The organism is Hymenobacter amundsenii (assembly GCF_002204745.1).
Taxonomy (GTDB): domain Bacteria; phylum Bacteroidota; class Bacteroidia; order Cytophagales; family Hymenobacteraceae; genus Hymenobacter; species Hymenobacter amundsenii.
Genome location: NZ_NIRR01000008.1, coordinates 115,067 through 134,390 on the forward strand (window position 1 = coordinate 115,067; position 19,324 = coordinate 134,390).

The 19,324-nt window shown below is 60.4% G+C and carries 15 protein-coding genes and 1 riboswitch; of the genes, 6 read left to right on the top strand and 9 right to left on the bottom strand.

Going from position 1 to position 19,324, the window contains the following annotated elements; genetic code table 11:
* The first annotated feature begins 88 nt into the window (after window positions 1-88).
* Window positions 89-1,312: a molybdopterin molybdotransferase MoeA gene (locus CDA63_RS07425; RefSeq protein WP_088463814.1), complete on the top strand. Its 1,224-nt coding sequence runs from the start codon at window positions 89-91 to the stop codon at window positions 1,310-1,312.
* Between the two features lie 19 nt (window positions 1,313-1,331).
* Here the strand turns inward: CDA63_RS07425 and CDA63_RS07430 are convergent, their stop codons facing one another.
* From CDA63_RS07430 to metH, 9 genes are all read right to left on the bottom strand, one after another.
* Window positions 1,332-1,772, bottom strand: coding sequence for a hypothetical protein (locus tag CDA63_RS07430; protein ID WP_088463815.1), 441 nt, complete (start codon window positions 1,770-1,772; stop codon window positions 1,332-1,334).
* Between the two features lie 152 nt (window positions 1,773-1,924).
* Window positions 1,925-2,368, bottom strand: a complete 444-nt coding sequence (locus CDA63_RS07435; protein WP_088463816.1) for a putative signal transducing protein — start codon at window positions 2,366-2,368, stop codon at window positions 1,925-1,927.
* 89 nt (window positions 2,369-2,457) lie between these two features.
* On the bottom strand, window positions 2,458-2,601 hold the full coding sequence (locus tag CDA63_RS20800; protein WP_165768228.1) for an MFS transporter small subunit: 144 nt from the start codon (window positions 2,599-2,601) through the stop codon (window positions 2,458-2,460).
* 141 nt (window positions 2,602-2,742) lie between these two features.
* On the bottom strand, window positions 2,743-4,152 hold the full coding sequence (locus tag CDA63_RS07440; RefSeq protein WP_088463817.1) for an L-lactate MFS transporter: 1,410 nt from the start codon (window positions 4,150-4,152) through the stop codon (window positions 2,743-2,745).
* Between the two features lie 285 nt (window positions 4,153-4,437).
* Window positions 4,438-4,965 carry a hypothetical protein gene (locus CDA63_RS07445; protein WP_088463818.1) on the bottom strand — a complete coding sequence of 176 codons (528 nt, stop codon included), beginning with the start codon at window positions 4,963-4,965 and terminating at the stop codon, window positions 4,438-4,440.
* A 45-nt stretch (window positions 4,966-5,010) separates the two neighbouring features.
* Complete coding sequence (locus CDA63_RS07450; protein WP_088463819.1) at window positions 5,011-5,580, bottom strand: energy transducer TonB; 570 nt, start codon at window positions 5,578-5,580, stop codon at window positions 5,011-5,013.
* A 278-nt stretch (window positions 5,581-5,858) separates the two neighbouring features.
* Window positions 5,859-6,320, bottom strand: coding sequence for a tetratricopeptide repeat protein (locus CDA63_RS07455; protein ID WP_088463820.1), 462 nt, complete (start codon window positions 6,318-6,320; stop codon window positions 5,859-5,861).
* 158 nt (window positions 6,321-6,478) lie between these two features.
* Window positions 6,479-7,435: a methylenetetrahydrofolate reductase [NAD(P)H] gene (gene metF, locus CDA63_RS07460; RefSeq protein WP_088463821.1), complete on the bottom strand. Its 957-nt coding sequence runs from the start codon at window positions 7,433-7,435 to the stop codon at window positions 6,479-6,481.
* A gap of 102 nt (window positions 7,436-7,537) precedes the next feature.
* Entirely contained in the window at window positions 7,538-11,356 is a 3,819-nt protein-coding gene (gene metH / locus CDA63_RS07465) for a methionine synthase (protein ID WP_088463822.1), read from the bottom strand.
* A 72-nt stretch (window positions 11,357-11,428) separates the two neighbouring features.
* Window positions 11,429-11,541: riboswitch (SAM riboswitch) on the bottom strand.
* A 156-nt stretch (window positions 11,542-11,697) separates the two neighbouring features.
* Between metH and CDA63_RS07470 the strand changes: the two genes are divergently transcribed.
* From CDA63_RS07470 to CDA63_RS07490, 5 genes are all read left to right on the top strand, one after another.
* Entirely contained in the window at window positions 11,698-12,693 is a 996-nt protein-coding gene (locus CDA63_RS07470) for an SDR family oxidoreductase (RefSeq protein ID WP_088463823.1), read from the top strand.
* A gap of 241 nt (window positions 12,694-12,934) precedes the next feature.
* On the top strand, window positions 12,935-13,531 hold the full coding sequence (locus tag CDA63_RS07475) for a gluconate 2-dehydrogenase subunit 3 family protein (protein ID WP_088463824.1): 597 nt from the start codon (window positions 12,935-12,937) through the stop codon (window positions 13,529-13,531).
* Window positions 13,532-13,626: 95 nt separating this feature from the next.
* Entirely contained in the window at window positions 13,627-15,315 is a 1,689-nt protein-coding gene (locus CDA63_RS07480) for a GMC family oxidoreductase (RefSeq protein WP_088463825.1), read from the top strand.
* Between the two features lie 382 nt (window positions 15,316-15,697).
* Window positions 15,698-16,621, top strand: coding sequence for a bestrophin family protein (locus CDA63_RS07485; protein ID WP_088463826.1), 924 nt, complete (start codon window positions 15,698-15,700; stop codon window positions 16,619-16,621).
* 220 nt (window positions 16,622-16,841) lie between these two features.
* A complete protein-coding gene (locus CDA63_RS07490; protein WP_088463827.1) occupies window positions 16,842-19,190 on the top strand; it encodes a T9SS type A sorting domain-containing protein in 2,349 nt (782 codons plus the stop codon).
* Window positions 19,191-19,324: the final 134 nt, after the last annotated feature.

Below are 19,324 nucleotides of genomic sequence, written 5' to 3' on the forward strand. Positions count from 1 at the left end.
TGAACAGTTGCGGTGGCCGTTGGGTAGCAACGTTCAACGCCGGGCCGCAAAGATGCGTCTCTACAACCGTGCTCTTTTCCTCTGCCCTATGATTTCCGTTGCTGAAGCCACCCGCCTCGTTGCCGCCACCATCCGCCCGCTGGGTGTGGAGTACCTCTCGCTGACGCTGGCCGCCGGCCTGGTGTTGCGCGAAGACCTGCGCGCCGACCGGGATTTTCCGCCTTTTAACCGGGTGGCCATGGATGGCATCGCCCTCAACTACGCGGCGCTGGCCGCCGGGCAGCAGGAGTTCCGCATCGAAAGCACTCAGTTTGCCGGTCAGCCCCCGGTAGCGGTAGCGGATGCCAAGGCGGCCATCGAAATTATGACCGGGGCCATGCTACCAGCCGGCGTCGATACGGTGATTCGCTACGAAGACCTCACGTTTCGCAACGACGAGGCCGGCCACCGCTGGGCCGCCGTACAGGTGCCCGCCCCCCGCGCCGGCCATAACGTGCACTCCCAAGCCGCCGACCGCCGCCAGAACGACCTGTTGGTGCCGGCCGGCACGGTGCTGGGGCCGGCCGAAATGGCCGTGGCCGCCACCATCGGAGCCGCCACGGTAGCCGTTACGCGCCGTCCCCGGGTGGCCGTAGTGAGCACCGGCGACGAACTGGTGCCCATCACCGATACGCCCGCCGCCCACCAGATCCGGCGCTCCAACGGCCTGATGCTGCAAGCCGCCGCCGAAACCGCCGGGGCTCTCACCGAAGCCTTCCATTTCGACGACGACCCCGTGGCCCTGCGCCAGGGCCTGCCCGCCCTGCTCACTGGCTTCGATGCCGTGGTGCTGAGCGGGGGCGTGTCGATGGGCAAGGCCGATTTTCTGCCGGGCGTGCTGCGCGAGCTGGGCGTGGAGCAGCTATTTCACGAGGTGAGGCAGCGGCCGGGTAAGCCGTTCTGGTTCGGGCAGCAGCCGGGCGGCGCGGTGGTGTTTGCGCTGCCCGGTAACCCGGTGTCGTCGTTCGTAAATTTCTACCGCTATGCCCGGCCCTGGCTGCAGGCCGTGCAGCAGCCCGCCGTCACTGTGGTGGCCGCTGCTACAATCCCCGCCGTGCTCACCCAGCCCGTCGATTTCAAGCCCCCGATGACCCATTTCTTGCTCGTCAGCCTAGAACCCGGCCCCGACGGCCGCCTGCTGGCCACCCCCGAGCGGGCCGGCGGCTCCGGCGACATGGCTAGCCTGCTCACCTCCAGCGGCTTTTTAGAACTGCCGCCGGACCCGGAGCACTTCCCCGCCGGTACCGTGTTGCCGGTATGGCGGTTTCGGTGAGGAGGGATGAAAAGCTGCGTTAGGGCTGGACTGGTGAGGCCGCCTTTTTCTCGGCATTGCCCAAGTTGAACTTGATGCCCCAACTGCCGCGTAGCACAGTGCCGTAGTCGCCCAGGCCAAGCAGGGCCACTTCGGTGTGAAAACCTACGCGCCGGCTGGCAAAAGGAAACGCGACGATACCAAGCGGCACGACCCCTCCGGACAGTGTGTTGGTGCGCCCGCCCACGCCCGCATACACGTAGAAATCCTGCTGGTTAACGAATTTGTAGTTGAGCGTTAACTCCGGATTCAGGTCCGACGTGAAGGCGTCGGTGCCAACGCGCAGTTCGGGATGAAAACGCCCGAAATCGTAGGAAAGGCCCACAAAAGGCAGGTTCGACTGGTGGTAGGCCACGTTGAGCTGGGCCTGCGCAGCGAGGCTGCAGCCGCCAATCAGCAGCGCGGTACAGAATAATTTCATAGTAAAAATCGGTAACGAACAACAGTGCTTCCCGGATAGGCTTTGCGCTGCAATGATGGCAAGTTTACTCCTGGGTTAGTCGCGTGTCAGGCCAGTATATTTTGGGGGCTAACGGGGTAGGGGCACCAAGTTTCTTATTCAACGGCCGGATCCTACCCGGTTACCCTTTCCTCCCCCTCAAAATCGTGGCCGCAGTGGAAGCAGTGGCACTGGGGCTTGTCGGGGGCCGTGAGCCAGAAACGCAGCTTCACGAACAGGTTGTCGGTGGGGGCGGGCTGGTGGCGGCACACCACGTCGTGGTGGTGGCAGCGGGGGCAGCGGTGGGCGGCGGCTTCGGGCGGGGCGTCGGTTTCCTCAGCTACGGCGTGCATGCGGGTTTGCTGGGGGTGCAGGGCCTGCCGGGCCGCTTCCACGTCCTGGGCCCGCACGTAGAGGCCCACACTGCCCATTATCTGGCCATAGGGCCGGTTCTCGTTGCTCAGAAAGCAAGGCAGGCCGGCCGCTTCTACCTGGTTACGGGCCAAATGGGCCGCAATGGAATCGGTGAACGAATCGAGTAAGACAATGGCCGAAGCCTCGGGTACATTCGGCGCCATGACGCAAAAAACGGAATCGGAAGGCTACTACGCAACCACGCACCCGTTGGGGTGCCGTGGAAGGTACGCATTATTGATTGGCTGGCCGCTTATTGAAACAGCGTCAGGGCTTTAACGAAGGTTTGCGACACGCCCCAGATCAGCGGAATGCCCACAAAGGCCCAGGCCAGAAACAGGGCCCCGCTCGAACTGTTTTCGGGGGCCGCAGAGGAAGTAGCAGAAGGCTGATTCATAACGAAGAAGTTGAATGGAAAGGTGTTCGTTGTCAGTGGCTAGTTGTCGGTTTTTAGTTGTTGGTTGCAGTCAGTGGCACTTTTTACTATCACTGACTGCCAACCGACAACTAAAAACTGATAACTAGCCACTAGTGTAGCTTAATGGCCGCCGGCTTCGGCTTCAACCGGGCCTTTCTCGTTGTAGCGGTCATTTACAGCCGTTACGGCAAAGTTGGCCAGCAGGCCCACCACCAGCAGGCCCGCCATGGTATAGAACACCGTTTGGTAAGCGGCCGCGCCGGTAAAGCCCTCGGCTTTGCGGCTCTCGTGCAGGAAGTTGACGATGAGGGGCCCTAATACCCCGGCCGTACTCCAGGCCGTGAGCAAACGACCGTGGATGGCGCCCACCTGGTACTTGCCGAATAGGTCGGAGAGGTAGGCCGGGATGGTGGCGAAACCGCCGCCGTACATGCTGATAATCACGCAGGCTACTACTACGTACAGGGTGAGCTGCAAGGTGTTGCCCAGGGTTGGAATGAGGGCGTAAAGCACGATGCCGAGTCCGAAATAAATGCCGTACGTTGTTTTGCGGCCCAGTTTGTCCGACGCCGACGACCAGAAGAAGCGGCCCAGCAGGTTGAACAAGCTCAGCAGGCCCACGAAGCCGGCCGCGGCGGCGGCCGTTACGCCTCGCCCGGCGCCCATGTATTTTTCTGAAAATGTGTCCTGAATCAGTGGCGAGGCAGTTTCTAGTACCCCGATGCCGGCCGTTACGTTGGTGAGCAGCACCACCCACAGCAGCCAGAACTGGGGCGTTTTCAGGGCGTTATCAGCCGACACGTTGTTGCTCGTAATCAAGGCACTGTGCTGGGGGTTGGGCACGTAGCCGGCCGGGGCCCAATCGTCGGCCGGTACCCGGATGGTCCAGACGCCGAACTGCATGAAAATTAGGTAAATCACGCCCAATGCCAGGAATGTGGCGGCCACACCCAGCGAGCCGGTGCCGCTGGCCTTAAAATGGTCCATGAGCGCTACCGACAGGGGCGAGGCAATCATGGCGCCGCCTCCGAAACCCATAATGGCCATGCCCGTGGCTACGCCCCGGCGGTCGGGGAACCACTTAATGAGCGTGCTAACGGGCGAAATATAGCCGATGCCCAGCCCGATGCCGCCCACCACACCGTAGCCAAAATACACGATCCAGAGGTTGTGCAGGTGCACCCCCAGCGAGGCAATGAAAAAACCGCCGGCGAAGCACAGGGCCGAGGCCATCATGGCCTTGCGCGGTCCTACGCGCTCCAGCCACTTTCCAAAAATAGCCGCCGAGAGGCCCAGCAGTACAATGGCGATAGAAAAGATAATGCCCAGTTGGGCCGGTGTCCAGTCGGCGGGGGCCGGAGCATTGGGGTCGCCACTGAGGAGAGCCCCAAGGGGTTTTTTGAATACACTAAACGCGTACGCCTGGCCAATGGCCAGGTGAATAGCCAAGGCCGCGGGCGGAATCAGCCAGCGGTTGTAGCCCGGTCCGGCTATCGTGCGGCTGCGGTCCAGTAAAGATGCTTCTGCCATGAGAAATGGTGGTTTTGGGGGAGGAGAAAAGAACGGTATCCGGCCCGCCGAATTATGGCATTTGGCCAATTCGAGCGGTTTAGACCTCAATAAGGTAGCCGCACAGCAAGACACTTGGGTGAAATAAGCGCAACTATTTTTTGCTAAAATGCTATAGGTGTCCCGCTTTCCAGCCTTACTTCTTTCCTCTCCTGACTCCAACGGCCCATCAATCGGCAGTAGAGGGCCTAACGCCAAAAGCCCCGCCGGCAGCGGGGCAAAGGGCTAAACCAACGAACGATAACCTTATTCCTGCCCGACGGCCTGGCCCAGATCCTTCACGTCGCGGGTGGTTTCGAGGGCCGTGAACTCGGTTTGCAGGGCCCGGATGTGCAGCTCGTCGCGGCCCTTGATATCGAGGCGGATGGCACGAAACCGGGCGTTGAGACGACGGCTAAGGGCGGTGGCGTAGTCCCAATCGCGCTGGGTCCAGGCTTTGCGGCGGGCCCGCACCTGCTGCATAAACTGCACGAAAGCCGGCTCGATGGTGGCCGGCGTCAGGCCGTCGAGGTCGGCGTAAGGGCCCAGCAAGTCGCGGGTGAGGGCAAGCTCGGCGGCGGGGTCGAGGGGCTGGCGGTTACGGGCCCGGGAGGCGGAATCGAAGCGGGCGGCCCGGCGGCCGGCCACGCGCAGCTTGGCGGCAGCCTGGTCGGCCAGCGTATCGAGCTTCTGGGTTTCCTGCTCCACTACCTGCTGCCGCTCGCGCGGGGTCGAGTCGCAGGCCGAGAACAGGGTGGCGGCAGTCAGGAGGGCAAGCAGGGAGGGTGTTTTCATGGTGCCAAGATAAAGCAGATTAACCACACTAAGCCCCAGAGAAGCCTACCGGCCCTGGAGGCGGAAAGTGAAGGGTAAATCAATTTTCGACTCCACCGCGCGGCTTCCGATACGGGCCGGAATCCACTCATCGGGCAGGTTGCGGGCTACGCGTAGGGCTTCCTCATCGCAGCCCGAGCCAATGCCGAGCAGCACTTGCTGGTTGGAAGCGTGCCCGAGCGTGTCAACGGTAATCGTGACCATTACCCGGCCCTGCACGTTTTGGCTCTGGGCTGCGGCCGGGTAGTTGAGCTTGCTCATGTAAACCGCCAGTTCCGAGTCGCCGCCAATGAAAAAAACCGGGTGAGTTACCCGGGCCCGGGCCCAGGCACCGGGGGGCGTACGCACGGGGTAGGTAACGTCATCGAAGGGCCGAAAAAAAAGCAGTTTGCGGGCCGAGTGGTCGTACTTCTGGGTAATAACCTGCGACCCGTCGCGGGTGTAGGCGTAGTATTCCCAGACGCCTACTTTGGTGCCTTTTTCCATCATGCCGCTGGCCGTATCGGTTTTGCGCAGCTTCTGGGCCGGGGCGATTAGGCTACAGCAAAGTAAACAGAGAAGTAAAAAGTGTTTCATAAGGGTGGGAAGTGGGGGCAGAAGAACGGAGTACTCGGTAAGACGGAAACAGCAGGCACGATGCAGTGACAATAAAAACCTATTTTAGTGCAATACTTAAATTTGAGACTATCATGCTCCTATAGCCGTAAAATTCCCTCTAAGTGGTTGAATTCACTATAAAAAGTCAGATGCAACTGCCGCGCCCAGAAGTAATTCCGGGAAATTTACAAAAATATAAGAAATCACCCAACTTGATTGGGAAAGCATTTCCGGGACTTTACCCTTAACTGGCGGCGCTATCCGAGCTCTTCCCGTAAGGTTCGGAGCTGGTCCTGCAGCCCGGGCCAGGCGGGGCACAGGGCCTCCAGGCGTAGCAGGACGCGGAGCGTGCCGGGGGCGTCGCCAAGGGCGCGCAACATATTGGCCCAGCCCGAAAGGGCCCCGAAGTGGCGCGGTTCGCGGCGCAGGGTTTCGCGCACATCGCGCAGGGCGGCCTTGTACTCGCCTCGCAGGTAATGGGCGGTAGCGCGTTTATTCCAGCCCTCGGCATAATCGGGGGCAGCTTCAACCAGAAAGCCAAACTCCTGGATGGCCAGGGTGTAATCGTCGGCCGAGAGAGCCCGCATACCGGTTTCGAGGCGTTTATCGAGCAGGGGGTGGCCCGCCGAAAGCCAGATTTGCCAGATACCGTCCTGCAAGGTTGCTATTTCGGCGGGGGCCGTGGCTTCGCGCAGGCGGGCAAACAGGTCGTCGAGCATGGGGGTAACTGCAGAGTTGGGAAAGGCAAAAGTACGACTGTCATCCTGACGAAGGAAAGACCTTATCGTGCTGGAACGGCGTCGTTGTGGTGGTCGCCTGGACAAACGTGTAAGGTTTTTCCTTCGTCAGGATGACAGTCCTACTTCCTGTTCTTCTTTTAAAACAGCGCTGCCGCTACCTGGCGGATGGTTTCCGACTTGCCCATGCTGTAGTAGTGCAGGCAGGGCACGCCGTGGGCCATCAGCTCGCGGCTCTGGTTGATGCACCATTCGAGGCCGATCTGGCGGGCCGCCGCGTTGTCGGGGGCCAGGTGCACGGCGTCGGCTAACTCCTCGGGTAAGTTCAGGTAAAAGGCACTGGGCAGCATCGTGAGTTGGCTTTTGGTGGTCAGCGGCTTGAGGCCTGGGATGATGGGTACCAGAATGCCCGCCTCCCGGCAGCTGCGCTCGAAGCGGAAAAACTGCTCGTTATCAAAGAACATCTGGGTCACGATGTACTGGGCGCCGCGGTCGACCTTGTGCTTGAGGTAGCGCAAATCGGCCGCGTAGTTCGGCGATTCGAAGTGCTTTTCGGGGTAGCCGGCCGTGCCGATGCAGAAGTCGGTGGCCCAGGTATCGTCCTGTTCCTCATCGAGGTACGCCCCCTTGTTGAGGTCGGACACCTGCCCGATCAGGTCGCAGGCGTAGCTGTGGCCGTCGGGCTCGGCCACGAAGCGGCCCTCGCTCTTGATGGGGTCGCCGCGCAGGGCCAGCACGTTATCAATGCCCAGAAAGTGGAGGTCGATGAGGGCGTTTTCGGTTTCCTCCTTCGAGAAGCCCCCACAGATGAGGTGGGGCACGGTGTCTACATCGAAGCGGTTTTTAATGGCTGCGCAGATGCCCACCGTACCGGGCCGACGGCGCACGGTTTTCTTCTCCAGCAGCCCGTTGGCGTGCTGGCGGTACACGTACTCCTCGCGGTGGTAGGTTACGTCGATAAACGGCGGCTTGAACTCCAGCAGGGGCTCAATATTGGAGAACAGCGTTTCGATGTTCTCGCCCTTCTTGGGTGGCAGCACCTCGAAGGAAAACAGCGTTTTGCCTTCGGCGCGGGCTAGGTGTTCGGTTACTTTCATTGAGGTAGGGGCGGGGCTTGCCCCCGCCCGGCTAGCGGAACGATGTCGTGAAAAAGGATTGGGCAGACGGCGCGACCGTCCGGGCGGGGACAAGCCCTGCCCCTACATCGTTTTGGGTTCGTAGTTAAGGTTCGGCATCAGCCAGCGTTCCAGCTCCGGCAGGGGCATGTGCTTGCGCTCGGCCATATCCTGCACCTGATCCTGGCCGATGCGGCCGAGGCCGAAGTAGCGGCTCTCGGGGTGGGCGTAATAGAGGCCGCTGACGGAGGAGGCAGGGTACATGGCCAGGTTTTCGGTGAGGCGGATGCCGGTGTTGGCTTCAGCGTCCAGCAGCTCGAAGAGGGTGATTTTCTCGGTGTGGTCGGGGCAGCCGGGGTAGCCGGGGGCCGGGCGCACGCCCCGGTATTTCTCCTGAATCAGGTCGTCGTTGGAGAGGTTTTCGGCCGGATTGTAGCCCCAGAACTCCTCCCGCACCCGCTGGTGGAGCCGCTCGGCAAAGGCTTCGGCCAGGCGGTCGGCCAGGGCCTTGAGCATGATGCTGGAGTAATCGTCGTGCTCCTGGGCAAACCGCTCCAGGTGCTCCTCAATGCCGATGCCGGCCGTCACGGCGAAGCCGCCGAGATAGTCGGTACGGCCGGTGTCATGCGGGGCCAGGAAGTCGGAAAAGGCCAGGTTGGGCACGCCCTCGGCCTTTTCGCTCTGCTGGCGCAGGGTGAAGAACTCGGTTTGCACCTGCTGGCGGGTTTCGTCCTGGTAGACCTGCACGGTGTCGTGGCCCACGGTGTTGGCGGGCCAGAAGCCCACCACGGCGCGGGCGGTAAGCCACTTTTCGTCAATGATCCGGCGCAGCATATTTTGCGCGTCTTCGAAAAGCTGGGTGGCGGCTTCGCCCACGTTTTCGTCGGTGAGCAGGCGCGGGTAGCGGCCCTTCAGCTCCCAGGTCTGGAAGAAGGGCGTCCAGTCGATGTAGGTGGCCAGTTCGGCCAGGTCGTAATTGTCGAGGGTTTTGGTGCCCAGGAAGGTCGGCGTCACGATGGGCGTGGTGGCCCAGTCGGCTTTAAAACCGTTGGCGCGGGCGGCCTCAATGGGCAGGTAGTTCTTGTCGCGCTGGCGGCCGGCGTAGTCCTCACGCAACTGGCGGTACTCGTCGCGGATGGCGTGGGCGTACACCTGCTGGCCCGAGCCGAGCAGGCTGGCGGCCACGCCCACCGAGCGGGAGGCGTCGTTCACGTGCACGATGGGGCCGGAGTATTGGGGTGCGATTTTGACGGCCGCGTGCAGGCGCGAGGTGGTGGCCCCCCCAATGAGCAAGGGCGTTTTAAGGCCGCGCTTTTCCATTTCCTGAGCCACGTACACCATCTCGTCCAGGCTGGGCGTAATCAGCCCGCTCAGGCCAATTACGTCGGCGTTCTGCTTCTGGGCCTCGTCGAGAATCCGTTCCAAGGGCACCATCACGCCCAGGTCTACGATATCGAAGTTGTTGCAGGCCAGCACCACGCCCACGATGTTCTTGCCGATGTCGTGGACGTCGCCCTTCACGGTGGCGAGCAGGATTTTGCCGGCCGTCTGCCGCTCCCCGCTCTGCTTGTCGGCCAGCAGATACGGTTCGAGGTAGGCCACCGCCTTCTTCATCACCCGGGCCGATTTCACGACCTGGGGCAGGAACATTTTACCGGCCCCGAACAGGTCGCCCACCACGTTCATACCGGCCATCAAGGGGCCCTCAATTACTTCCAGCGGCCGGCCCACCAACTGGCGTACCTCCTCCGTGTCCTCGTCAATGAACTCCGTGATGCCCTTCACCAGCGCGTGCTGCAGGCGCTCCTTCACCGGCAGACTGCGCCATTCATTTTGGCTGTTAGCTGTTAGCTGAGAGCTGTTAGCTTTCTGGTCTTTCACCGTTTCGGCGAAATCTACGAGGCGCTCGGTGGCGTCGGGGCGGCGGTTGAGCAGCACGTCTTCCACCAGCTCCAGCAGGTCTTTGGGCACCTCGTCGTACACGGCCAGCTGGCTGGGATTCACGATGCCCATATCGAGGCCGGCCCGGATGGCATGGTAGAGGAAGGCCGAGTGCATGGCCTCGCGCACCACGTCGTTGCCGCGGTACGAGAAGCTGATGTTGCTGACGCCCCCGCTGGTGAGGGCCCCGGGCAGGTTCTGCTTGATCCAGCGCACGGCCTCAATGAAATCGAGGGCGTAGTTGCGGTGCTCATCGAGGCCGGTACCCACCGTCAGAATGTTGGGGTCGAAGATGATGTCCTCGGCCGGGAAACCCACTTCGTTCACCAGAATGTCGTAGCTGCGCCGGCAGATGTCGATGCGGCGCTGGTAGGAATCGGCTTGGCCGTCCTCATCAAACGCCATAACCACCACGGCGGCCCCGTACTGGCGCACGGTGCGGGCCCGCTGCCGGAACACATCCTCACCTTCCTTGAGGGAAATAGAGTTGACGATGCTCTTGCCCTGCACGCACTTGAGGCCGGCCTCCAGCACGGTCCACTTCGAGGAGTCAATCATGACCGGCACCCGCGAAATATCGGGCTCCGAGGCAATGAGGTGCAGAAACGTGGTCATGGCCAGTTCCGAATCGAGCATCCCCTCGTCCATGTTCACGTCGATTACCTGAGCGCCGCCCTCCACCTGGTCGCGGGCCACCTTGAGGGCCGCCTCGTAGTCGCCGGCCCGGATGAGGCGGGCAAAGGCGCGGCTGCCCGTCACGTTGCACCGCTCGCCCACGTTCACAAACAGGCTGTCGGAGGTGATGTTGAACGGTTCGAGGCCGGCGAGGCGGGTTATTGCCTCACCCCCCGGCCCCCTTTCCTTCAGAGAGGGGGAGCCAGACGATTCAGTTCTAATAGGCCCGTTAGGCTCCCTCTCTCTGGAGAGGGGGCCGGGGGGTGAGGCAATTTTACGTGGCGCATACCGCTCCGCCAGCGCGCTCAGGGCGGCAATGTGCTGGGGCGTGGTGCCGCAGCAGCCGCCCACCACGGTCACGAGGCCCTCGGCCAGATAGCCTTCCACCACATCGGCGAACTCCTGGGCCGATTCGTCGTAGCCGCCGAAGGCGTTGGGCAGGCCGGCGTTGGGGTAGGCCGAAATGTGGACGTCGGCAATTCGGCTCAGCTCCTTCACGTACACCTGGAGCTGGTCGGCGCCGAGGGCGCAGTTCAGGCCCACGCTCAGCAGCGGCAGGTGGCGGATGGAGTTCCAGAAGGCCTCCACCGTCTGCCCCGAGAGGGTACGGCCGGAGGCATCGGTAATCGTGCCCGAAATCATAACGGGCACCACCCGGCCGCCCTCATCAAAGAACTTCTGCACCGCGTACAGGGCCGCTTTGGCGTTGAGCGTGTCGAAAATGGTTTCGATCAGCAGGGCATCGGAGCCGCCGTCTACCAGGCCGCGCACCTGCTCCAGGTAGGCGGTGGCCAGCTCATCAAACGTCACGGCCCGGAAGCCGGGACGGTTCACGTCGGGCGAGATGCTGGCGGTGCGGTTGGTGGGGCCCACAGCCCCGGCCACGAAGCGGGGCTTGCCGGGCGTGAGGGCCGTGTACTCGTCGGCCGCCTCCCGGGCCAGCCGCGCCGACTCATAGTTGAGCTCGTACACCACGTGCTCCAGCCCGTAATCGGCCTGGGCGATGGTGGTGCCGCTGAACGTGTTGGTTTCCACCATGTCGGCCCCGGCGGCGAAGTACTCGGCGTGAATGTCCCGGATAATATCGGGGCGGGTGAGGCTGAGCAGGTCGTTGTTACCGCGCAGGGGCTTGGGGTGGTCGGCGAAGCGGGCACCCCGGAAATCGGCCTCCGTGAGCGGGTGGCGCTGAATCATGGTGCCCATAGCCCCGTCCAGAATCAGGACGCGCTGGCGCAGAATGGCGTGGAGGGGCGAGGTAGTAGCGGGGGTGGTTAGGACGGTCGGCATGGCGGCGCTTCGGATAAATCGGCGGCAAAAAAGCCTATCCAGAAAGAGCCGGGCGCATAAGGCCGGTTCCGTAACTTATCTTCTTCCAGCCCGCAAAACGGCCCGAAACGGGAGTTAGCACCTTATTTTATTTCAGGTTGCTAAGACGTCATCGGGCCCAATCCCTCGGTCTTTCTGGATAAGTAACGAAGCGAAGGTACAACCGGAATGCTCAGAATTCAAGACAGTCCCCAATCCGATCCGGGCCTGGAGGAAGAGCACCACAATTTGGGTTTTCCTGAACGCACGAACTGGTTTCGCGTAGGATTCAACACCACCTTACCTCTTTTCGCACTACCTCTATGACTACTAAAAAGAACCCTGCCCCCGCCCAAGATCCCAAGCCCGCCGCCCAGCCGGCCGCGAAAACTGCCGCCACGCCCGCCGCCAAAAAAGCCGCTCAGGCTGCCGATAAAGCTCCCAAGCCCGTGAAGCGGCCCACTGCCAAAGACATGAAGCAGCACGCCCAGACGCTGCCCTACCCGGCTAAGCAGGCTGATATGGAGCTGCAGCCGGGGATGAGCTTCAGCACCTACCGCCCCGCCGGAAAGCTCCAAGACAAGGTGGCCCTGATAACCGGTGCCGACTCGGGTATCGGGCGGGCCGTGGCCGTGGCCTTTGCCATGGAAGGCGCCCACGTGGCCGTGCTCTACAACGAAAACACCGTGGACGCCGAGGAAACCAAGCGCCTCGTGGAAGCCCAGAACCGCCAGTGCATTCTGCTCAAGCACGATGTGCGCGAGCCCGAGCAGTGCCGCCAAGCGGTGGCCCGCACCCGCAACGAGCTGGGTGGCCTCAATATATTGGTCAACAACGCCGCCTACCAGATGAGCCAGCAGAAGTTCGAGGATATCCCGGAGGAACAGATCCGCCGCACCTTCGACACCAACATCCTGGGCTACATCTGGATGGCGCAGGCCGCCGTGCCTCACCTGAAGGAGCACGACTGCATCATTAATACCGGCAGCATCGTGGGCCTTACCGGCATCCCGATCCTGATTGATTACGCCAGCACTAAAGCTGCCATTCACGGCTTCACCAAGAGCCTGGCCCAGAGCCTGGGCGAGCGGAATATCCGCGTGAACTGCGTAGTGCCCGGCCCAGTATGGACGCCCAACATACCCGGTACTATGCCTAAGGAGGAAATTGAGAAGTTCGGCCACGAAGTAGCCCTGGCCCGCCCCGGCCAGCCCGAGGAGCTGGCCCCGGCTTACGTGCTGCTGGCCTCCCAGGACGGCTCGTTCATGACTGGCTCGCTCATCCACGTCACGGGTGGCAAAATGAGCAGCGACGGGTAGCGTAATTTGGGGAAGTGATACTATAGTAAGTTGCTGTTCGGCTGGTTTTGGCAGTGTTGAAGGGCTGCCGGATAACTCATTTTCACCCGCTCAAAACCCAACCCCACCTCTTGCCTGTTTACCTCGCACGCTGCCGTGCTTATCTGGCTGAGTGCTATTCGGCTGGCCCCAATGGTGCCCTTCGCGCCGTTGGGGCACCGAATATAAAGCTCACCACCTCACTATTTCCCCACCTCACTCTATGCCTCATTATCCCGAAGGTACCGTCCGGGCGCTGCTGGAAACCGATCTTGTGACGCCCGCCACCCGGGCCGCGCTGGAGGCCCGCCTGGTTTCCCAGGCCGATTACGCGCCCCAGTTCTTCGACGCTGATACCTACCAGCTGCTGCGGGCCGTGGCCGCCCGCGTGTTTCCCCAGCCCGACCGCGAAACCCCCATCGAGCTGGCTCCGAACGTGGATAAGCGCCTGCTGGAGGGCCGCGCCGACGGCTGGCGCTACGATGCCATGCCCCCCGACCGCGAAGCCTACCGTCTCGGCTTAGGTGGCATCAACCAGGCCGCGCAGGCCGCTTTTCAGCAGCTCTTTGTGGCCCTGAGCGCCGAGCAGCAGGACGTAATTATCGGGCAGCTGGCGGCCGCAGAAGCGCCCGGTGAGAACTGGCAGGAAGTGCCCCAGGATAAGTTTTTCGAGGAGATGCTGGCCGAGCTGGCCGAAAGTTACTACGCCCATCCCCTGGCTCAGGAGGAAATTGGGTACGTAGGCATGGCCGATATACCCGGCTGGACCAAAATCGGCCTCAACGAACTTGAACCCCGCGAACCGGAGGCGTATGGGTGAATAAGTGACTCGGTGAATGAGTGATTGATGTTCATTTTCACCGACTTGCTTACTCACCAAGCTGCCCATTTGCCCATCCACTCATTTCACCGCTCATGCCCGAAGAAGAAACGCTGGAAGAAGGCACGCTGACCCCGCTGCAACCCGAAATACAGGACCCGCTGCTGCGGGAGATACTCGAAGAAAACGACCTCCAGGCCGACCCCAGCCGCAACCCGCTGGAACAGCCCGCCCCGCTGCCCGACCCCACCGACGAGGTGGATTGTGTGGTGATTGGGACCGGCGCGGGCGGCGCGCCCCTGCTGGCCCGCTTGGCCCAGGCCGGCCTGCGCGTAGTGGCCCTGGAAGCCGGCCCCCGCCGCGACCCAACCAAAGACTACGCCACCGACGAAAAAGCCCAGAACTTCCTCTTCTGGAACGATGAGCGTCTTTCGGCCGGCCACAATCCGGTGGCGTTCGGTAAGAACAACTCCGGTACCGGCGTGGGCGGCTCTACGCTGCACTACACCGCCTATACCCCCCGCGCCCACCGCGGCGACCTCACCCTGCACACCGACTTCGGCCAGGGCGTCGATTGGCCCTTTCAGATTGATGAGCTGGCCCCATATTACGAGGAGATAGAGCACTTCCTGGGTATTTCGGGTCCCACGCCCTACCCCTGGGACCCTACCCGGCGCAAGGGCTACCCGCTGGCGCCGCTGCCGCTCAACGGGGCGGCCCAGCTCATGGAGCGGGCCTGCGGCAAGCTGGGCATCCGGACGTCGCCGGCGGCCAATGCGGCCTTGTCTGCGCGCTACTACCAGGAGGGCATTGGCTGGCGCGAGGCTTGCACCAACCGGGGCTTTTGCCAGGCTGGTTGCAACCGCGGGGCTAAGGCCAGCATGGACGTCACGTTTCTGCCCCTGGCCGAAAGTTACGGGGCCGAAATCAGGGCCGATGCGTACGTAACCGAGATTGAGCGTGATGCCTCGGGCCGCATTACGGGCGTGATGTACGAGCAGCATGGCCGTACTGTGCGCCAGCGCTGCCGAAACCTGTTTTTATGCGCTGGCGCCGTGGAAACGCCCCGTTTGCTGATGCTCAACGAGCTGGCCCTGAACAGTGGGCAGGTCGGCAAGCACTTCATGGCCCACCCCGGCATGCAGGTCTGGGGCACGTTCCCGGAGGATATCCGGCCCTACAAGGGCATTCCGGGCGGCCTGATTTCCGAAGATACCCACCGGCCCAAAGATGCCGACTTCGCGGGCGGCTACCTGCTGCAAAGCATTGGCGTAATGCCCGTCACCTTTGCCACCCAGATGGTGCGCCAGCGCAAGCTCTGGGGGCAGCCGCTGCGCGACTACATGCGCAACTACAACCACATTGCCGGCATCAATATTCTGGGCGACTGCCTGCCCCACGCCAGCAACTTCATGGAGCTCAGCGACGAGAAGGATGCCCGCGGGCTGCCCAAGCCCCGCCTGCACTTCACGGCCCAGGAAAACGAGCAGCGCATGAACCGCCACGCCGAAAAGCTCATGCGCCAGATCTGGCAGGAAGCGGGAGCCACCGACATCTGGGCTTTCGAGCGTTACGCCCACGTGATTGGCACGGCCCGTATGGGCCGGAGTGGCGACGACGCGGTAGTGGACCCCGATGGCAAAGCCTTCGACGTGCCCAACCTCTACATCTGCGACAATTCGGTGTTTCCGAGTGCTTTGAGCGTGAACCCCGCCCTCACCATCATGGCCCTCAGCCTGCGCACCGCCGATAAGTTTCTGCTTCAGCGTAAAGCTGCTGGCTAAGTATCCATCGCGCCCTCCGTGTCCCTACCAGCCGCCGGTTTCCTCTTAGGGGAGTTGGCGGCTGGTTGTTTTACGCTCTGCCAAGCCCGCCAAAGCCAAGGGCCACAGCCCGCGCAAACACGCCCGCAGTTGCGCTCGGTAACGGTTAGCTTCGAGCCTTGGCTTTGGCGGGCCGGGGCAGAGTGCAAAAAGCCGGCAGGCGCTGCGGGAGTCCGGGCGGCTCGGGATGCCTAACAGAGACGCAGCTCGATCCTGCTGACTAGACCGTCATTCGTCGGAAAACGACTCCATTATGCGCTGGTGGGGCCACCATAAGCCCAATCGTAGCGGCTCGCAAAACCCTTTGGAGTAGTTCGCGTTGCAGGCTTCAAACCTTGCGACTATGATTGTTTATAAAGCCGGCGACTGGTGGCGGGCCCTCTGGCATTTCCATACGTCAAGCGTAATTCTGCTGCTGCTGCGCCGGGTGGCGCTGGTGGGGGTGTACAACATTGTGGTGGCGCTGGTAGTGCTGCGCTATCATGCTGTGCCCATCCAATTGGGGCGCGAGTACTTCTCGTTTCTGGGCATCATGCTCAGCCTGTTGCTCGTGTTTCGCACCAACACCGCCTACGACCGCTACTACGAGGGCCGGCGGGTGTGGGGTCAGCTCGTGTCGCACTGCCGGGGGCTGGCCATCGAGCTCAATGCCATTTTGCCCCGCGACGCGGCCCGCAGCCGGGCCTACTATGCCGCCCTGATTTCCAACTTCCCGCTGGCCCTCAAGGGCAACCTGCGCAACAACGTGCGCTTCGAGCAGTTCGAAGCCACGCCCGACATTATCGGGCGCCTGCAAGCCGCCGATAGCCCCACTATCTGCATACTGGCCGTTATCCAGGAAAGTATCGAGCAATTGCGCCAGGCCCAGATCATCGACCCGGTGCATCTGCTTGCCTTTAAACCCCACTTGCTGGGAATGATGGAAGTGAACGGCGTTTGTGAGCGAATTAAGTCCACGCCCATCCCGTTTTCCTACACTTTCTTCATCAAGATGTTCATCACCCTCTTCATCGGCATCATGCCGTTCGTGCTGCTGGCTAGCAGTGGTTATTGGATGATTCCCATCACGATGGTCGGGGCCTACATCATGTTGGGCCTAGTAATGATTGCCGAGGAAATAGAGCAGCCCTTCGGCACCGATAGCAACGATTTGCCCATTACGCAGTTGGCCCACAAAATCCGGGTGAGCGTCCATGACGTGTTGAGTGTCGAACTGCCCCATTTTAAGAAAGTGCTGGCTGCACCGCCCTACAGCGTGGTACGATAGTTGGGAGATGCATTGATTGCGTTTATATTATTTATTGAATATATAATATTGATGTGCCTATTTTAGGCTTATTTGCCGGTATATTACATATTTCTTGGTTTTTTATACAAAATTTGCAGCCATAATTCACCGGCTCCGTATAGTCGACCAAATTCACCCGGACACGGGCGCGCTAGTCTCATAATTGGAAAATCTTCTCTTTTTTTAAGCATCCTCAGGAATGAAAACACCCTTATTTAATCCATCTCTTGCCCTTCAGGGTCAAGCTTGGCGGCGTCTATTACCTCTGCTGGCGCTGTTTGTCGCCTTCGGCACGAGCTTTACGGCCCGCGCCCAGAGCAACAGCGGAACCCGAATTGTCAGTTCGACCATCATCATTGACCGGGGCAATGGCAATGAGGCATTCGATGGCAAAAACCCCACTCCCTCAAAACCTTTCAATGGGGCAGAGTTAGGGACTTTCGACATCAGTGACTTCAACCTCAAGTTGCTACTGAACGGGGGAACTATAGTTACGCAGGAGTTTAGCCCAGATGTTATCACTGCTACGGGTAGTTCTATCAGGTATCGTCTCGCCCGCCGTGAAGCGAACGGTACATTTACGGATATCAATTCCCCGGTTTCTGTAAATCTTCCTTTGACCAATACTACTGTTGGGGAACCTACAACAAAAACGTTTTCCACTACTGTCGCTAATCGCAACCTTCTTACTGGTTTAGTAGCAGGAGAATACTTTGTTTTTGTTCAGCATGAAGTGAATGGTTCTAGTCCCGGTCAGTTTGGGTTTCCGGCACCTTTCACGCTGACTGATCCTCCCGGAACCTTCTACATTGCTAGATTCGTATTACAGGGTGTTCGTCCAAATGAAGCTCCAACCTCTACCACTTGGACTGGCGGTAAAGACGACAATTGGTTTGACCCGGCCAACTGGAGTAACGGGGTGCCGAATTCGGGTAAAGACGCTACCATTCCCAACTTTGGTGCGGGCTCGTCGGTACAGTATCCTAACATCTACAGCGACGCAATTAAAGCGCCCAGCACGAATAAGACTACTGTGCAAAACCCTGATGGAAGTACTTCGGAGGTAACTACTCAGGTACCTGGTTACGATAATACTGCTACCGGTCCGCGAGGAGCTTCCGGCCCGGCCGAGACCCGCTCTTTAACGATGAATGGAACCAGCCAAGCTCAGCGCTCTATCACTCGCTTGGTAGTGGGGCGACTGAACGTGTACGGCGACTTTAACAACCAGCAGGATAGCTTTATTCAGCGCGAAAACACTTTCCTTGCCTTTAGGGGAACGGATCAAGCTATTAGCGGTTCAGCCTCCGGCTTGGTAAATGTAGAAATTGATGGTGGCGGGATTAAAACTCTGGTAGCCAACTTCTCCATTAAACCCGGTGGTGTATTACGCTTCATCAACGGTATTGTGGAAACCGATATTAGCGCCGTTACCGTGTCATTCGTTGAGCTTTCTCCGGCGACCAACGTTAACAACATCGGTATTCCATCGGCCCGCATTGAAGGCGAAACAGAAACCACTTTCTTGCGTGGTTACGTGAAGATTTCTGAAACAGCCGTAGCCGGAGTAACCCAGGATTTCGGTAACATCGGCCTTTCGCTCAGATTTACGGGCAACAACCCGGGCATCGTGACGGTAACGCGTAATACAGCCGAGAACTATGCCTCTGTTAATAACGGCTCCAACAGCCGGCCAACTATCCGCCGCATCTTCGGCGTGCGTCCGGCCGATCAGCAAACCAACACCGGCGGTCTGAACGCTACGTTGACCTTTCGGTACCTCGATAATGAGCTAACTAATCTTCGTCCTAACAATCAGACGTTGGATGAAAGCAAGTTGGCGCTCTTCGTGTCTACTTCGGGTGGCGACACATTCGGCCAGTTAGGTCGCGATGCTTTTAGTGCAACCACCAATACGCTGGTGAAGAATAACGTAACGACCTTCGCTACTTTCTCTCTCAGCGAGTTTACGTCCCCGCTACCCGTTGTCCTGACGGCATTCAATGCCAAGCGGGTAGGGGACAATGCGCTCATTACTTGGGAAACGGTGGCTGAAACCGACAACCGCGGCTACGAGGTACAGGTATCGAATGATGGCCGTACCTACCGGACTCTGGCTTTTGTTGCCAGCGCCAATTCTAACAGCAAAAACTTGCTGAGCTATAGCTACGAAGACAAAGAAGCCAACAAGACGGGTGCCCGTTACTACCGTCTGCGCCAGATCGACCTGGGCGGCCAGGACCATTACTATGCGCCAAAAGTGCTGACGTTTGGTGGCAGCGACTTGGCTAAAGCCAACCTGAAAGGTTTCCCGAATCCCTTCGGCGACGCGCTGTACCTGACGGCTACTTCGGCCGTGGCTGGTAAGGCCCAGCTTTCGGTTACCGACATGACCGGCCGCGTAGTAGCTCAACACGTAGTTGAGCTCAACAGCGGTACTACCGACGTGGAGCTGCCCAACGCGGCCCGTCTGAAAACCGGCATGTACCTCGTGCGTCTGGTGTTGCCTTCGGGCGAAGCCCAGGTGATGCGGGTAAGCAAGAACTAATACCGGCTCCTGGGTTTCGACTCAGTTTAGCTACTAAGCCAGGGGCAATTCCGTAAAGGAGTTGCCCCTGGCTTTTTTTGGGGCTGTGCCGAGCAGTTAGGGTGGCACCAACTAAATTATATGGGCTGCCCGTC

What these genes read in the sequence shown, in the direction of transcription:
- CDA63_RS07425 (WP_088463814.1), top strand. Translation starts at nt 89, where the DNA reads ATGATTTCCGTTGCTGAAGCCACCCGCCTCGTTGCCGCCACCATCCGC.
- CDA63_RS07430 (WP_088463815.1), bottom strand. Translation starts at nt 1,772, where the DNA reads ATGAAATTATTCTGTACCGCGCTGCTGATTGGCGGCTGCAGCCTCGCT.
- CDA63_RS07435 (WP_088463816.1), bottom strand. Translation starts at nt 2,368, where the DNA reads ATGGCGCCGAATGTACCCGAGGCTTCGGCCATTGTCTTACTCGATTCG.
- CDA63_RS20800 (WP_165768228.1), bottom strand. Translation starts at nt 2,601, where the DNA reads ATGAATCAGCCTTCTGCTACTTCCTCTGCGGCCCCCGAAAACAGTTCG.
- CDA63_RS07440 (WP_088463817.1), bottom strand. Translation starts at nt 4,152, where the DNA reads ATGGCAGAAGCATCTTTACTGGACCGCAGCCGCACGATAGCCGGACCG.
- CDA63_RS07445 (WP_088463818.1), bottom strand. Translation starts at nt 4,965, where the DNA reads ATGAAAACACCCTCCCTGCTTGCCCTCCTGACTGCCGCCACCCTGTTC.
- CDA63_RS07450 (WP_088463819.1), bottom strand. Translation starts at nt 5,580, where the DNA reads ATGAAACACTTTTTACTTCTCTGTTTACTTTGCTGTAGCCTAATCGCC.
- CDA63_RS07455 (WP_088463820.1), bottom strand. Translation starts at nt 6,320, where the DNA reads ATGCTCGACGACCTGTTTGCCCGCCTGCGCGAAGCCACGGCCCCCGCC.
- metF (WP_088463821.1), bottom strand. Translation starts at nt 7,435, where the DNA reads ATGAAAGTAACCGAACACCTAGCCCGCGCCGAAGGCAAAACGCTGTTT.
- metH (WP_088463822.1), bottom strand. Translation starts at nt 11,356, where the DNA reads ATGCCGACCGTCCTAACCACCCCCGCTACTACCTCGCCCCTCCACGCC.
- CDA63_RS07470 (WP_088463823.1), top strand. Translation starts at nt 11,698, where the DNA reads ATGACTACTAAAAAGAACCCTGCCCCCGCCCAAGATCCCAAGCCCGCC.
- CDA63_RS07475 (WP_088463824.1), top strand. Translation starts at nt 12,935, where the DNA reads ATGCCTCATTATCCCGAAGGTACCGTCCGGGCGCTGCTGGAAACCGAT.
- CDA63_RS07480 (WP_088463825.1), top strand. Translation starts at nt 13,627, where the DNA reads ATGCCCGAAGAAGAAACGCTGGAAGAAGGCACGCTGACCCCGCTGCAA.
- CDA63_RS07485 (WP_088463826.1), top strand. Translation starts at nt 15,698, where the DNA reads ATGATTGTTTATAAAGCCGGCGACTGGTGGCGGGCCCTCTGGCATTTC.
- CDA63_RS07490 (WP_088463827.1), top strand. Translation starts at nt 16,842, where the DNA reads ATGAAAACACCCTTATTTAATCCATCTCTTGCCCTTCAGGGTCAAGCT.